The following is a 13490-nucleotide window of genomic DNA, read 5'->3' as shown; positions in this document are numbered from 1 at the left end:
TCAAGGCTGTTCGAGCGCGGCGTGCAGCTCGCCCTTCTGCTCGCGGGCGGCATCGAGCAGGCTTTCGAGATAGGCGGCATCGTCGGGATCGTCCGCCAGCGCACGCTTCAGCTGGGTTTCGGCGTTCTTGACGATCTTCAAGTTCGCGCGCATCAGCGCACGGGTTTCCGACGACATCGGACGATAGGCGGCGCGGCGCAGTTCACCCTGGCCGTCGCGGTCGCTGCTGCCATTGGCCAGCGTCGCCGCCAGCACTTCCGGCGATGGCCGCAGCGGTGCGCGTGCCGACGCCGTGCCGGCAGCGGTGGTGCCTGCGGCATCCGGCGCTGGCAGCACGACCGGCGCCTGCCGCAGCATCAGGCTCAGCCCGAGCACCAGCGAGGCAGCGAGCGCGGCAGCCGAAATCCACGGCGCGCGGATCCGGCGATCCCGGCGGCGCTGGATGCGCTGCTCGATGCCTTGCCAGAGGTCGCGGGGCGGCGCGTGATCCTGCCGTTGCCCGCGCAGTGCCTGCGCCAGCACCGGCGGCAGTTCGATCGCATCGGTCGCGGCCGGATCGCTCAGGCGGGCGGAAATGCCGGCCCACAGATCGCGCTCGGCACGGACCGGCTGCTGCAGCTCGCGCAGGGCCGCGCCAAGCGCTGCCGGCAGTTCGATCGCGCCGGCATCGGCCTGATCGGCGGCATCGACCCGCTCGACCGGCGCAGCGATGCGGGCCGTGATCCGCGCTGAAATCTCCGGCCACAGGTCGCGGCTCGGCGTTGCATCCTGCCGCAGCGCGGACAGCGCGGTGGCGGTCGACACCGGCACAGCCGGCGAGGCGCCGTCGGCGCCGCGGGAATCGTGGGCGCTCATGACAGCATCGCCTGCAGCAGGCGCCGGGCACGGAACAGCTGGGCTTTCGAGGTGCCGACCGCGATGCCGGTCAGCGCGCTGATCTCATCGTGCTGATACCCCTCGACATCGTGCAGCATCAGCACCGTGCGGGCGCCCTTCGGCAGCTTGGCCAGCGCCCGTTCGAGATCGATGCGCGTGCCGATGTCTTCCTGACGCACCGGTTCCACCGGATCGAGGCCGTCGCTGCCGTCGGAGCCGTCGCCGGCCTGCGGCTGGACATCGTCCTCGAACGTCACCCAGCGCTTCAGCAGGCGGTGCTCGCCGAGCACGACGTTGACCGTCAGCCGATGCATCCAGGTGCTGAAACGGCTTTCGCCGCGGAAGCTGCCGAGCTTCTCCCAGGCGCGCACGAAGGCGTCCTGCGTCGACTGCTCGGCGCGCGCGGAATCGCCGTGGCACAGGCGCAGGCACAGGCCGTAGACGCGATCGACATTGGCCCGGTACAGGCGTTCGAACGCGGCAGCGTCACCGGCCGCGGCGAGCCGCACCAGCGCGTGATCCTCGGGCTCGGCTTGCGGCAGGGGCGCGGTAACCGTCACGGCGGCTTCCATCGTCAGATTGAGGATTGCGGTAGTCATCGGCCTTGTGATGCGCGGGAACCACCGGGGGTTTGAAGCGGTCCCGCGCGCAACCGCCGCGCAATCCCGATAATACGGCCGCTGTTCCGGGCCGGCGCACCGCTCATCGCGCCGGCGCCGCACCGGTGTTTCCGCCTTCACCCAGGGATCGTTATGTCCGTCGTCCATCAGCTGAAAGTTGCCGCGTCGATTTTTGCCTCCAGCGCCCGCGGCTGGCGCGGCAGCCTGTCGTTCCGTCCGACCACGCGGCAGCCGGACCAGCTGCTGAAGCTGTACGAGTTCGAGGCCAGCCCGTATTGCCGCTTCGTGCGCGAGGCGCTGACCGAGATGGACCTCGATGTCCTGATCCTGCCGTGCCCGCAGGGCGGCACCCGCTTCCGGCCGGAAGCGAAGGCGCTGGGCGGAAAGGCGATGTTTCCATTCCTGGTCGATCCGAACACGGGGCGGCAGCTGTACGAATCGGCCGACATCGTCGATTACGTCGCCGAAACCTACGGGGGCCAGATTCGCGCGCCGCGCGGACTGCGCCGCAGCGGTGCCGTCGCCGCCTCGTTCCTGACCACGACCTTCCGCGCCGTGCCGAGCCTGCGCGGTGCCAAGGCAGCGCCGTCGAAGGCGCCGGCGCAGCCGCTGGAACTGTTCAGCTTCGAGTCGAGCCCGTATTCGCGCCTCGTCCGGGAACGGCTGAGCGAGCTGGAGCTGCCGTACATCCTGCGCAACACGGCCAAGGCCCGCTGGGAAGACATCGGCCCGCCGTGGATCCGCACGAAGTATTTCCCGGATCTGCCGGTCGAAGGCCGCAACCGCCTGCGCCTGCTCGAACGCGAAGGCCGGGTGCAGGTGCCGTACCTGATCGATGCCAACACCGGTGTCGCGATGTTCGAATCGGCCGAGATCCTGGCCTATCTCGATCGCACCTACGCGGCGTGAGCATGGGTTCGCTTCCCGTCGATCAGGCCCGGCGATGACCGCGCTGACACTGGCCGCAACGCCGGTCTCGCTGTTCGTGACCATCGCCACGACCCACGCGCTCGCGGTGATGAGCCCGGGGCCGGATCTGGCGATCGTCACGCGCCAGACGCTCGCCCACGGCCGCGCGGCCGGCGTGCGCACGGCCCTCGGCATTGCCTGCGGCATCACCTTCCACGTCGCCTACGGCATGTTCGGACTCGGCTGGGCGATCGAGGCCTTTCCGCCGCTGCTGACGGTGCTGAAGCTGATCGGCGGCAGCCTGTTGCTGTGGATCGGCTGGGGCGCGATCCGGGCACAGCCGGCCGATCCCGACGCACCGCCGCCGATGGCCGAGCCGGGCAAGGCCGCCGCCCGCGATTTCTCGATCGGCCTGTTCACCAATCTGCTGAACGTCAAGGCGATGCTGTTCTTCGTCGCCCTGTGCTCGGCCGTGATCACCGGCAGCACGCCGACGGCGCTGAAGCTCGGCCTCGGCGCGTGGATGATCGTCACCACCGGCCTGTGGTTCAGCTTCGTCGCGTGGACGCTTGGGCATCCGCGCATCCGCACGCGGCTGCTGCGCAGCGCCCACTGGATCGACCGCGCGATGGGCGCGATCCTGATCGCGCTCGGCGGCGGCATGCTGTGGTCGGTTGCTCAATCCCTGCTGTAGCGCAGGCCTTCATTTCCGCAACAGAACCGGAACCCCGCCGATGACGATCACGCTGACTGAAATCGAGTTCCCGAGCCACGGCACCACGCTGCGCGCCGGGCACTTCCGGCCGTCCGACACGGCATTGGCCAACGACCGCGGCCTGCCGTGCATCGTCATGGCCCATGGCCTCGGCGGCACGCGCGCGGCCGGGCTCGAACCGTTCGCGCGGCACTTCGCCGAAGCCGGTCTCGCCGTGCTGGTGTTCGACTACCGCGGCTTCGGCAACAGCGATGGCCAGCCCCGGCAGTGGGTGTCGGTCTCGCGCCAGCTGCAGGACTGGGCGGCGGCCATCGCCCACGCCCGCCGCCTGCCGGGCATCGATCCGGATCGCATCGCGACCTGGGGCAGTTCGTTCTCCGGCGCCCATTCGGTGGCCGCGGCGGTGGCCGATGGCCGGATCGCCGCGGTCAGCTCGCAGGGCGCGCTGATGGATGGCCTCGCGTCGCTGTTCCATCTGCTGCGCGAACTGGGGCCGGTGCCGGTGCTGAAGCTGACCGCGAGCGGCCTGCGCGATCTGGCGTCCGCCACGCTCGGGCGCGGCCGCGTGACCCTGCCGGTGATCGCCGCGCCGGGTGCCCCCGGCGTGCTGACCACGGCGGATTCGCTCAGCGGCTACAGCCGGATCACGCCACCGGACTGGCAGAACCGGATCACCACGAGCTGGGCGCTGACCCTGGCCACGTACCGGCCGGGCCTGTCGACGCCGAAGCTGCCGTGCCCGGCGCTGTTCTGCATCGCCACCGGCGATGTCGTGGTGCCACCGTCGGCGATGGAAGCGGCGGCGAAGCGCGCGCCGGACAAGGTCACGGTCAAGCGCTATCCGGTCGGCCACTTCGACATCTACGTGCCGCCGACCTTCAATGACGTGGTGCGCGACCAGACCGCGTTCTTCGTCAGCACGCTGAAGCCGGCCTGACGCATAGACGGCGCTGCCGGCGACCGGCGCGGTCGAATCCGATGCGCGTCGGCGCTATCCTCGCCGGAACACGCCGACGAGGACTGCGCCATGGCTGCCCGCCCGTATCCGACCCTGACCCCGTCGCTGCTGTATCACGACGCCCCGGCCGCCATCGCCTGGCTCGAACGGGCCTTCGGCTTCGCACCGCATCTGGTGGTGCCGGGCGATGCGCCGAACACCATCGCCCATGCGCAACTGACTTTCGGCAACGGCATGGTGATGCTGGGCTCGGCGGAAATCTTGAACCACCCGGGGATGATGCAGAGCGTGCGCGCCGCCGGCGGCATCGGCACGCAGGCTGTGTGCGTCTATGTCGAGAACGTCGACGCCGCGCATGACCGCGCCGTGGCCGCCGGTGCCGTGATCACCCTGGCCCTGCAGGACGTGCACTACGGCGGCCGGGCGTTCTCGTGCCGCGATCCCGAAGGCCATGTCTGGCACTTCGGTTCGTACGATCCCTGGACCTGAACCGCTGGGCCTGAACCGTTCGCGCGTCGCCCGCCGCCTCGGGCCGGATCAGACCGGCTTAGCGATCGCGCGCCACAGCATGTCGAACAGCACGTTCGCCTGCTGCGTCAGCGGCTCCTTCTGGCCGCGGTGGATGTACATCTGCACCAGCCGGGCAATGATCCCGAAGATGTAGTCGAGCAGGATCTTCTCGTCGACGGCGTCGTTCAGCACGCCCTTGGCGCGGCCTTCGCCGAGCACGCGGATGAAGGTGCTGAACAGCAGCGGGTTCTGGTAGTTGTCCTGCTTGCGCCAGGTGTTGACGTACACCGACGACATGATCAGCTGCGCCACCTTCGGGTTCTTCTCGAAGAAATCGAGCGTGACCCAGAACACCTTCCGGAACTTCTCCTTGAAGTCCTCGATGCCCTGCAGGTGATCGATCATCCGCGCCGCGAGCCGCCCCAGCCAGGCATCGAGGCAGGAAAAAAGGAGGGCTTCTTTGCTGCCGTAGTACTTGTAGATTGTCTGCAGGCTGACATTGGCTCCGCGGGCGACTTCGATCAGGCCCACCCGGTGGAATTCCCGCTCCGAGAAGATGTCGAGCACGGCCTGCTCGATCCGTGCGCGCGTGTCCGGATCCAGCGCGGTGCGATCGGCGGTAAGGCCGGCATCCCGAGGTGATTCGGCGGTCCCGATTCCAGCTTTCAAACCCATCGTCGTGATCCCGTGAGGTAACAGCGGTTACGTCATTGCCTTTGCGGCACTCCGAAACACCGGTCCCGGTTTGACGCAGTGCAGCGCAATAATTATTCTCGTCGCGTTTGGCAGACCGGACTTGCCGTCAATTCAAGCGTTTCGCGGGTTTTCGCGGACTTGAACGGTAATCCTGCCGCCAGCCGGGCAAACTGTAAGCAAGATTACCGATCGCTGCAACTGGTGTGCTGACAGCGCCAGCACAGCGATCAAGCAGCCTCCTTCAGACACCGCCATCGCAAGGCCAACACAAGAGATTACCCTGATGAACGAAGCCTATATTTTCGATGCCGTGCGCACCCCGCGCGGCAAGGGCAAGAAGGACGGCAGCCTGCACGAGGTGACGCCGGTGCATCTGCTCGGCAACCTGTTCAACGCCCTCGAGACGCGCAACAGCCTCGACACCTCGCAGGTCGATGACGTCGTCATCGGCTGCGTGACGCCGGTCGGCGAGCAGGGCGCGGACATCGCCCGCACCGCGGTGCTGTATGCCGGCTGGGCCCAGAACGTGCCGGGCGTGACCCAGAGCCGCTTCTGCGCCTCGGGTCTGGAATCGGTGAACCTCGCGGCGATGAAGGTGCAGTCCGGCCAGGAAGATCTGGTCGTCGCCGGCGGCGTGGAAAGCATGTCGCGCTGGCCGATGGGCTCGGACGGCGGCGCCTGGGCGATGGACCCGCGCATCAACGAGCAGCTCGGCTTCGCGCCGCAGGGCATCGGTGCCGACCTGATCGCCTCGCTCGAAGGCTTCAGCCGCCACGATGTCGACGCCTTCGCCGTGCGTTCGCAGCAGAAGGCCGCCAAGGCCTGGGCCGACGGCCGCTTCGCCAAGACCGTGGTGCCGGTGCGCGACCTCAACGGCATGGTCGTGCTGGATCACGACGAGACCGTGCGCGGCTCGACCACCGTCGAAAAGCTCGGCGAACTGAAGGCGAGCTTCGAGCAGATGGGCCTGATGGGCTTCGACGCGACGGCGCTGCGCAAGTACACGACGATCGAGAAGATCAACCACGTGCACCACGCCGGCAACTCGTCCGGCATCGTCGACGGTGCCGCGCTGATGCTGATCGGCTCCGGCGAGAAGGGTGCGTCGATGGGCCTGAAGCCGCGCGCCAAGATCCGCTCGGTGGCGGTGATCGGCTCGGAGCCGACGATCATGCTGACCGGCATCGCGCCGGCCGCGCAGAAGGCGCTGAAGAAGGCCGGCCTGACCGCGAAGGACATCGATCTGTTCGAGATCAACGAAGCGTTCGCCTCGGTGGTGATGAAGGCGGTACGCGCGCTCGACATCGACATGGACCGGGTCAACGTCAACGGCGGCTCGATCGCCATGGGCCATCCGCTGGGCGCCACCGGCTGCATCATCCTCGCCACCCTGCTCGACGAAATGGAGCGCCAGGACAAGCAGTTCGGTCTGGCCAGCCTGTGCGTCGGCGCCGGCATGGGCATCGCCACGGTCATCGAACGAGTGTGACGCTTCGCTTTCGTGAGGCGACAGGGGAGAGGCGTGAGGCGTAACCGGCAACAGCCACCGCCCTGCTTTCCCGCTTTTTCGCCTCACGCCTCACCCCTCACGCCTTACGAGAAGAACAAATGAGTGCAGTCCAACTGACGGTCGATGCCGACGGCATCGCCACCCTGACGATGAACCTGGCCGACCGGCCGATGAACGTGCTGAGCGACGCCCTGATGGGTCCGTTCGCCGATGCCATCGCGAAGGTTGAAGCCGATGCCGGCATCAAGGGCCTGATCGTGACCTCCGGCAAGAAGGAATTCCTCGCCGGCGCCGACATCGACGGCGTGTTCCTGATGACCGATCCGAAGCTGGCGTACGACGCCGCCGAGGCGTTCAAGAAGATCCTGCGCCGGATGGAACTGCTCGGCCGCCCGGTCGTCGCGGCCCTCAACGGCACCGCGCTCGGCGGCGGCCTGGAAATGGCGCTGGCCACGCACTACCGCGTCGCGATCGCCGATCCGAAGGCCAAGTTCGGCCTGCCGGAAGTCAAGCTCGGCCTGCTGCCGGGCGGCGGCGGCACGCAGCGCCTGCCGCGCATGATCGGCATCCAGGCATCGCTGCCCTTGATGCTCGAAGGCAAGGAGCTGAACGCCGAAGCCGCGAAGCAGCAGGGCATCATCAACGAACTCGCCAGCGACAGCGCCGACCTGCTGGCCAAGGCCAAGAGCTGGTGCCTCGCCAACCCGAAGCCGGTGCAGCCGTGGGACGACAAGAAGTTCAAGTGGCCGGGCGGTGACTCGCGCCATCCGGCCGTCGTGCAGATGCTGGCGATCGCGCCGTCGATGGCGACCGCGAAGTCGCAGGGCAACTACCCGGCGGTCACCAACATCATGAGCTGCGTCTACGAAGGCGGCATTGTCGACTTCGAATCCGGCTGCCGCATCGAATCGCGCTACTTCGCGAACCTGGTGGTCAGCCAGGTTTCGAAGAACATGATCGGCACGCTGTGGTTCCAGCTGAACTCGATCAACAAGGGCAAGTCGCGTCCGGAAGGCATCGCGAAGTCCAAGGTCACCAAGCTCGGCATTCTCGGCGCCGGCATGATGGGTGCCGGCATCGCCTACGTGTCGGCCAAGGTCGGCATCGAGTGCGTGCTGCTCGACTCCACACTCGAAGCCGCCGAGCGCGGCAAGGCCTATTCGGCCGGCCTGCTCGACAAGGCGATCAAGAAGGGCCGCGAAACGCCGGCCGGCAAGGGCGTGTTCCTCGACCGGATCAAGGCGACGACCGACTACGCCGACCTCGCCGGCTGTGATCTGGTGATCGAAGCGGTGTTCGAGGATCGTGCGATCAAGGCCGATGTGACGAAGAAGACCGAAGCGGTCGTCGGCGCCGACGTCGTGTTCGCGTCGAACACCTCGACCCTGCCGATCACCGGTCTGGCCAAGGCGCACTCGAAGGCCGAGCACTTCATCGGCCTGCACTTCTTCTCGCCGGTCGACAAGATGCCGCTGGTCGAGATCATCATGGGCGAGAAGACCAGCAAGGAAACGCTGGCCAAGGGCTTCGACTACGTCCAGCAGATCAAGAAGACGCCGATCGTGGTCAACGATTCGCGCGGCTTCTATACCAGCCGCTCGTTCGCGACCTACGTCAACGAAGGTCTGGCGCTGCTGGCGGAAGGCCAGCATCCGCGCTCGATCGAGATGGCGGGCCTGAAGGCCGGCATGCCGGTCGGCCCGCTGGCGCTGCAGGACGAGGTGTCGATGAGCCTGTCGCTGCACGTCATGGAGCAGACGAAGAAGGACTACGCCGAAGAAGGCAAGACCTACGTGCCGTCGGCCAGCGAGCCGGTCGTGCTGAAGATGGTCAAGGAGCTGGATCGCCCGGGCAAGAAGGCCGGCAAGGGTTTCTACGACTATCCGGAAGCCGGCACCAAGGGCGAGAAGAAGCTGTGGCCGGGTCTGGCCCAGGCGTTCCCGCTGGCGACCGAGCAGCTCAGCCAGCAGGAGATGATCGACCGGATGATGTTCGCGCAGGCCAACGAAGCGGCCCGCTGCTTCGAAGAGAACGTCGTCATGACCGTGGCCGATACCAACATCGGCTCGATCTTCGGCTGGGGCTTCGCACCGCATCAGGGCGGCGCGCTGCAGTTCATCAACGCCTACGGCGTGGCCAAGTTCGTGGCCCGTGCCGAAGTGCTGGCCTCCAAGTACGGCCCGCGCTTCAAGCCGGCGGCGCTGCTGGTGAAGATGGCGGCGGAAGGCAAGCGCTTCGAGTAACGCTCAGCCCGGCATCCGGGCTTGGGTGCTGAAGCCAGAGGCGCGACGGTCATCGACCGTCGCGCCTTTTTTCATGGCCCCGGCTCGAGCCGCGCGTGGCCCCGATGCCGGACCACGTCGCGAGTCACTGAAGCGGTGGATCGTCCGACCGCCGAGCCGCGCTGCGAACCGGTGCCGTCAACCGCGTCTTTGCGCCGAGCCACGGGCGCAGCGGCACGGCACTGGTCTGCAGCACGCCGCCGGTCCGACGCACGGCGAGCCCGGTCGCGCGTGCGGCGCGGATGAAGCTCTTGTGCAGGGCGGTGAACGGCTGCTCCGGAAACGCGCCCAGCGCCTCGAACTGCGCTGCCGGCAGGCAGTAGCCCTGCGGCAGCGGGGGCCGCCGGGTGAGCCGCGCCCACAGGTTGGCGGCGCTGGCCAGCAACGGCAACATCGGCGAATGGCTGCCGATGTACTGCAGATCGAACCAGCCCAGCACCGGCTCGCGCCGGCCGATCAGCCGATACGCGGCAGCGACGGCCGATGCCGTCAGCCGGGTGTCGGCCGGCAGGAACCACAGCCACTCGCCGCCAGCAATGCGGGCGCCGGCATTCATCTGGGCCGCCAGTTCCGGTTCCGCCGCGCACTGGCGCAGGCTGCGTTCGGGGGGCCAGCCGGGCGGCGTCTGCAGCGCGCGCTTGCGGGCATGGGCCAGCACGATTTCGACATCCAGCGGCAGGCTGCACAGCTGGGCCAGCAGGCCGGCCGGCACCCAGTCGCTGCAGCCGGCGGAGACGATGACGGACAAGCGGGGCCGTATCGTCACCGGAGGCGGGTCCATCGAGCCGACGCCCGGGCAGAACGTGCAGGACGGAGGCGAGGCTCCGGGGGTGCAGCAACATCAGCAGGATTCATGAAGTGGCTATGCCGTGTCAGGGACGGGCGCGCTACGATCCTTGTTGCAGCGCAACGAATTTATCACTGCGTCCGGCGTCCACGCATGATCTGGCTCAGTCTCGGCAATCGATTCCATTCAACTTGATCGCTGTCCGGAATCGCGATCGGAAAAGGAAAATCCATGCATCCTGAAATCACCGTCCGCCGCGTCGGCGGCCGTCTGCTCCGTTGCCTCGGCCGCACGCGACTGCGGCCGCGCGCCGCGTTCACCTGGGCGCTGGCCCTGGCCCTGGCGGTCGGGCAGACGCCGGTCGCGCAGGCGGTGACGCCGCGCCTGTCGACCGTCGCCGAACGCTCCGGCTATCAGCAGACCGGGCGCTACGACGAAGTGATCACCCTGTGCCGCGACTTCGCGAAGGCCTACCCGGCCGCCGTGCGCTGCGAGGATTTCGGCATCACGCCGGAAGGCCGGCCGATGAAGCTGCTGGTCGCGACTCGCAGCGGCGCGCGAAGCGCCGCCGACGCCACACGGCGTCGGCTGCCGGTGGTGCTGATCCAGGGCGGCATCCATGCCGGAGAGATCGACGGCAAGGACGCCGGCTTCCTCGCCCTGCGCGAACTGCTCGACGGCAGCGCGGCAAGCGGTGCGCTCGACAAGGTCGTGCTGCTGTTCGTGCCGGTGTTCAACGTCGACGGCCACGAGCGGTTCAAGGCCTGGAACCGGCCGAACCAGCGCGGACCGGCCGAGAGCGGCTGGCGCGTGACCGCGAGCAACCTGAACCTGAACCGCGACTACATGAAGGCTGATGCGCCGGAAATGCAGGCGATGCTGCGGCTGATCAATCGCTGGGACCCGATCCTGTATGCCGATCTGCACGTCACCGACGGGGCGCAGTTCGAGCACGACATCTCGTTCAACGTCGAGCCGGTCAACGCCGGTGACACGGCGCTGCAGCGCTTCGGCCGGCAGCTGCGCGCCGACAGCATCGCCGCGCTGACGCGCGCCGGCTCGCTGCCGCTGCCGTTCTATCCCTCGTTCGTCAGCGAGGACGATCCGGCTTCCGGTTTCGAGGATGGCGTGGCGCCGCCGCGCTTCTCGCAGGCCTACATCGCGGAACGCAACCGCCTCGGCATCCTGGTCGAGACCCATTCGTGGAAGGACTACCCCGCGCGGGTCCGGGCGACGCGCAACACCATCGTGTCGCTGGTCGAGCAGGCCGCCGATCACGGCCAGGACTGGCTCGACGAGGCCCGCCGCGCCGACGCCCGCGCCGCGCAGCTCGGCGGCACCCGCGTGCCGATCGGCTGGGAAGCGAGCGAGCAGGCGCGGATGATCGCGTTCCGCGGTTACGCCTACACCCGGACGCCGTCGGACGTGTCGGGCGGCATGGTCACCCGCTACGACGAAACCCGGCCGGAAGTCTGGACCGTGCCGCTGCGCGACGACGTGCGCCCCAGCGTCTTCGTCGAAGCCCCGCGCGGCGGCTACTGGATTCCGGCAGGCTGGGCCGAGACGGTCGCCGCGACCCTGCGCGCGCACGGCATTCGCTACACCCGGCTGGCCACGGCCCGGCCGGATGCCGCGCTGGAAACCTTTCGCGCCGACACGGTCACCCGCAGCCGGGACACCTTCGAAGGCCACACCCGATTCACCGTGACCGGCGCATGGAAGGCCGAGCGGCGCGCCCTGCCCGCCGGCTCGCTGTTCGTGCCGATCGCCCAGCCGCTGGCCCGGCTGGTGATCGATCTGCTGGAACCCGCGGCACCGGACTCACTGGCGGCGTGGGGCCGCTTCGCGACGGCGTTCGAACAGAAGGAATACATGGAGCCCTACGTCGCCGAAGCCGTCGCGCGCGAGCAGCTGGCAGCCGATCCGGCGCTGAAGGCCGCGTTCGAGCAGCGACTGAAGGACGACGCGGCGTTCGCCGCCAGCCCGGCCGCGCGGCTCGATTTCTTCTATCGCCGGCATCCGGCCTGGGATGAACGTTTGAACCTGCTGCCGGTCTATCGCTCAGCCGAGTCGCCCTGACCGCCGCAGACCGTTCGCCGTTCGTCGGCGCAGGCACGCCGCTGACGGGCGAAGCGCAACGGAATCACGGCATGTCCCGTATCCGTTGCACGGTCCGGACCCCGCCGCGCATCGCGCGGGTTCGACAGCACCGACGGCCGCCCGAATTCGAACGAACCGCCTCATCTCTCTGCCCTGCCTTCGGAAACCCGCCATGCCCTTGCGCTGCCTGCTGCGACGATCCCTGCTGCCCCTCGTCCTGACCTTGACCGGCCCGATCTGGAGCCTGCCCGCACAGGCGCAGCTGCGGCCGAATCCGCCGGCATTCCCGCGGCTGGCCCAGCTCGGCGACCTCAATCCGACGTCGCCCGGCGCGCTGCGAGTCGGCTGCCCGTACCAGACGAACACGGCGCAGGAGCGCAACACCGGATTTCTGGATTCCAACGCCTCGTACGCGATCGCCCAGATCCCGCTGTCGCTGCCTGACGGTGCGTCGATCCGCATCGAAGGCAGCTACGCCCAGGTTCGCTATTTCTCGCTGCAGTCGTACGACGGCGCCCGCGCCGGCAACTACATCGATGCGCTGGCCGATGGCCGACTGATCGCGCTCGATGGCGCCACCAGCGGCGCCAACATCGCCGCCTTGCCGCAGGATGGCCGCTACGGCGGCCGCTACACCGTTCGCCTGCGCTACGAAGCACCGCCGGCGCGGCCCGAGGATCGCGCGCCGAACACGCTGTACGTGGGCGCGCCATCGAACCGGATCAGCCCGACACGCGTGGCCAAGCAGGTGGTCTACCGCATCTACCTGCCGAACCCGGATACCGATTTCCTCGGCAACACGCCGCTGCCGCGAATCATCTATTCCGGCCCCGATGGCGGCGAAGTCGATTTCGACAACACGCCGGATCAGGCGCAGTGCGAGCGCATCCGCACCGCATCGACCACCACCCGCACGATCAATCCGGCGGTCTTTCCCGGCCGCAACATCCAGTTCGTGCCGATTTCGCAGACGCAGGACTCGGTGCTGTATCCGAACGGTGACGCCAACTACCTGCGCGCGGCCAGCTCGCTGACCCACGGCCAGGTCGTGGTGATCCGCTCCCGGCGGATGAAGACGCCACTGCTGCCGCCGGCGATCACCGGGGCCGAGGAAACGCGCTACTGGTCGCTGTGCCACTACGAGCTCGGCAGCTCGGCCGTCGTGCATTGTCTGGCCGATCGCGAGATCGTGACGCAGGACGATGGCTTCGACCTGTTCGTGATCTCGCCGGCCGCCAATCGTCCCAGCCGTGCCACCGCGGCCTACAAGGTCAACTGGCTCGAATGGGGACCGACGCGCAGCGAACTGATCGTGCTGCGGCAGCTGCTGTCGCGGCCGGATTTCGAAGGCAACTATGCGCTGGCGGTGGCCAACCCGGATGCGCCGGTCAGCCAGACCCTCGGCCGCTACGCGCCGGAAGTCAGCTACTGCGACGCCGCCACCTTCGATGCCGTGGCCGGCAGCGGCAGCGCCGCCATCCTCGCCGCCTGCCAGGCGCGCTGAGCCGATTCCGCCTCGAACACCAA

12 protein-coding genes are annotated in these 13490 nt (G+C 68.2%); 8 read left to right on the top strand and 4 right to left on the bottom strand.

The genetic code is table 11. From position 1 onward, the window contains the following. Together QZ951_RS03035 and QZ951_RS03030 are read right to left on the bottom strand one after the other, a co-directional pair. On the bottom strand, nt 1-855 hold the full coding sequence (locus QZ951_RS03035) for a hypothetical protein (protein ID WP_292998421.1): 855 nt from the start codon (nt 853-855) through the stop codon (nt 1-3). Beyond that, a complete protein-coding gene (locus tag QZ951_RS03030; protein ID WP_366943789.1) occupies nt 852-1448 on the bottom strand; it encodes an RNA polymerase sigma factor in 597 nt (198 codons plus the stop codon). The genes QZ951_RS03035 and QZ951_RS03030 overlap by 4 nt, the downstream gene beginning before the upstream one ends. A 180-nt stretch (nt 1449-1628) precedes the next feature. Here QZ951_RS03030 and QZ951_RS03025 point away from each other — a divergent pair, with 180 nt between their 5' ends. The 4 genes from QZ951_RS03025 to QZ951_RS03010 all read left to right on the top strand — a co-directional run bounded on the left by QZ951_RS03025 (nt 1629) and on the right by QZ951_RS03010 (nt 4567). Beyond that, complete coding sequence (locus QZ951_RS03025) at nt 1629-2405, top strand: glutathione S-transferase N-terminal domain-containing protein (RefSeq protein WP_292998417.1); 777 nt, start codon at nt 1629-1631, stop codon at nt 2403-2405. A gap of 34 nt (nt 2406-2439) precedes the next feature. Next, complete coding sequence (locus QZ951_RS03020; protein ID WP_292998415.1) at nt 2440-3099, top strand: LysE family transporter; 660 nt, start codon at nt 2440-2442, stop codon at nt 3097-3099. Nucleotides 3100-3139: 40 nt separating this feature from the next. Then, nucleotides 3140-4057 (top strand): alpha/beta fold hydrolase, encoded by a 918-nt coding sequence (locus tag QZ951_RS03015; RefSeq protein ID WP_292998413.1) that lies wholly within the window; start codon nt 3140-3142, stop codon nt 4055-4057. A gap of 90 nt (nt 4058-4147) precedes the next feature. After that, nucleotides 4148-4567 (top strand): VOC family protein, encoded by a 420-nt coding sequence (locus tag QZ951_RS03010; RefSeq protein ID WP_292998411.1) that lies wholly within the window; start codon nt 4148-4150, stop codon nt 4565-4567. A gap of 48 nt (nt 4568-4615) precedes the next feature. Here the strand turns inward: QZ951_RS03010 and QZ951_RS03005 are convergent, their stop codons facing one another. Further along, nucleotides 4616-5263 (bottom strand): TetR/AcrR family transcriptional regulator, encoded by a 648-nt coding sequence (locus tag QZ951_RS03005; protein ID WP_292998409.1) that lies wholly within the window; start codon nt 5261-5263, stop codon nt 4616-4618. Nucleotides 5264-5567: 304 nt separating this feature from the next. Between QZ951_RS03005 and QZ951_RS03000 the strand changes: the two genes are divergently transcribed. Continuing rightward, entirely contained in the window at nt 5568-6773 is a 1206-nt protein-coding gene (locus QZ951_RS03000) for an acetyl-CoA C-acetyltransferase (RefSeq protein WP_292998407.1), read from the top strand. A 119-nt stretch (nt 6774-6892) separates the two neighbouring features. Next, nucleotides 6893-9037, top strand: a complete 2145-nt coding sequence (locus QZ951_RS02995; protein WP_292998405.1) for a 3-hydroxyacyl-CoA dehydrogenase NAD-binding domain-containing protein — start codon at nt 6893-6895, stop codon at nt 9035-9037. Between the two features lie 124 nt (nt 9038-9161). Here QZ951_RS02995 and QZ951_RS02990 read toward each other — a convergent pair whose 3' ends face one another. Further along, nucleotides 9162-9824, bottom strand: coding sequence for a hypothetical protein (locus QZ951_RS02990; protein WP_292998403.1), 663 nt, complete (start codon nt 9822-9824; stop codon nt 9162-9164). A gap of 270 nt (nt 9825-10094) precedes the next feature. On the opposite strand from QZ951_RS02990, the gene QZ951_RS02985 reads away from it, so the two are divergent. Together QZ951_RS02985 and QZ951_RS02980 are read left to right on the top strand one after the other, a co-directional pair. Continuing rightward, a complete protein-coding gene (locus QZ951_RS02985) occupies nt 10095-11942 on the top strand; it encodes a M14 family metallopeptidase (RefSeq protein WP_292998401.1) in 1848 nt (615 codons plus the stop codon). 193 nt (nt 11943-12135) lie between these two features. Beyond that, entirely contained in the window at nt 12136-13467 is a 1332-nt protein-coding gene (locus QZ951_RS02980; protein WP_292998399.1) for a hypothetical protein, read from the top strand. Nucleotides 13468-13490: the final 23 nt, after the last annotated feature.

The organism is Nevskia sp. (genome assembly GCF_021732705.1).
In the GTDB taxonomy this organism is placed as follows: Bacteria; Pseudomonadota; Gammaproteobacteria; order Nevskiales; family Nevskiaceae; genus Nevskia.
Note: the sequence above shows the minus strand (reverse complement) of the source record. Positions and strands in the feature narration are given on the sequence as shown.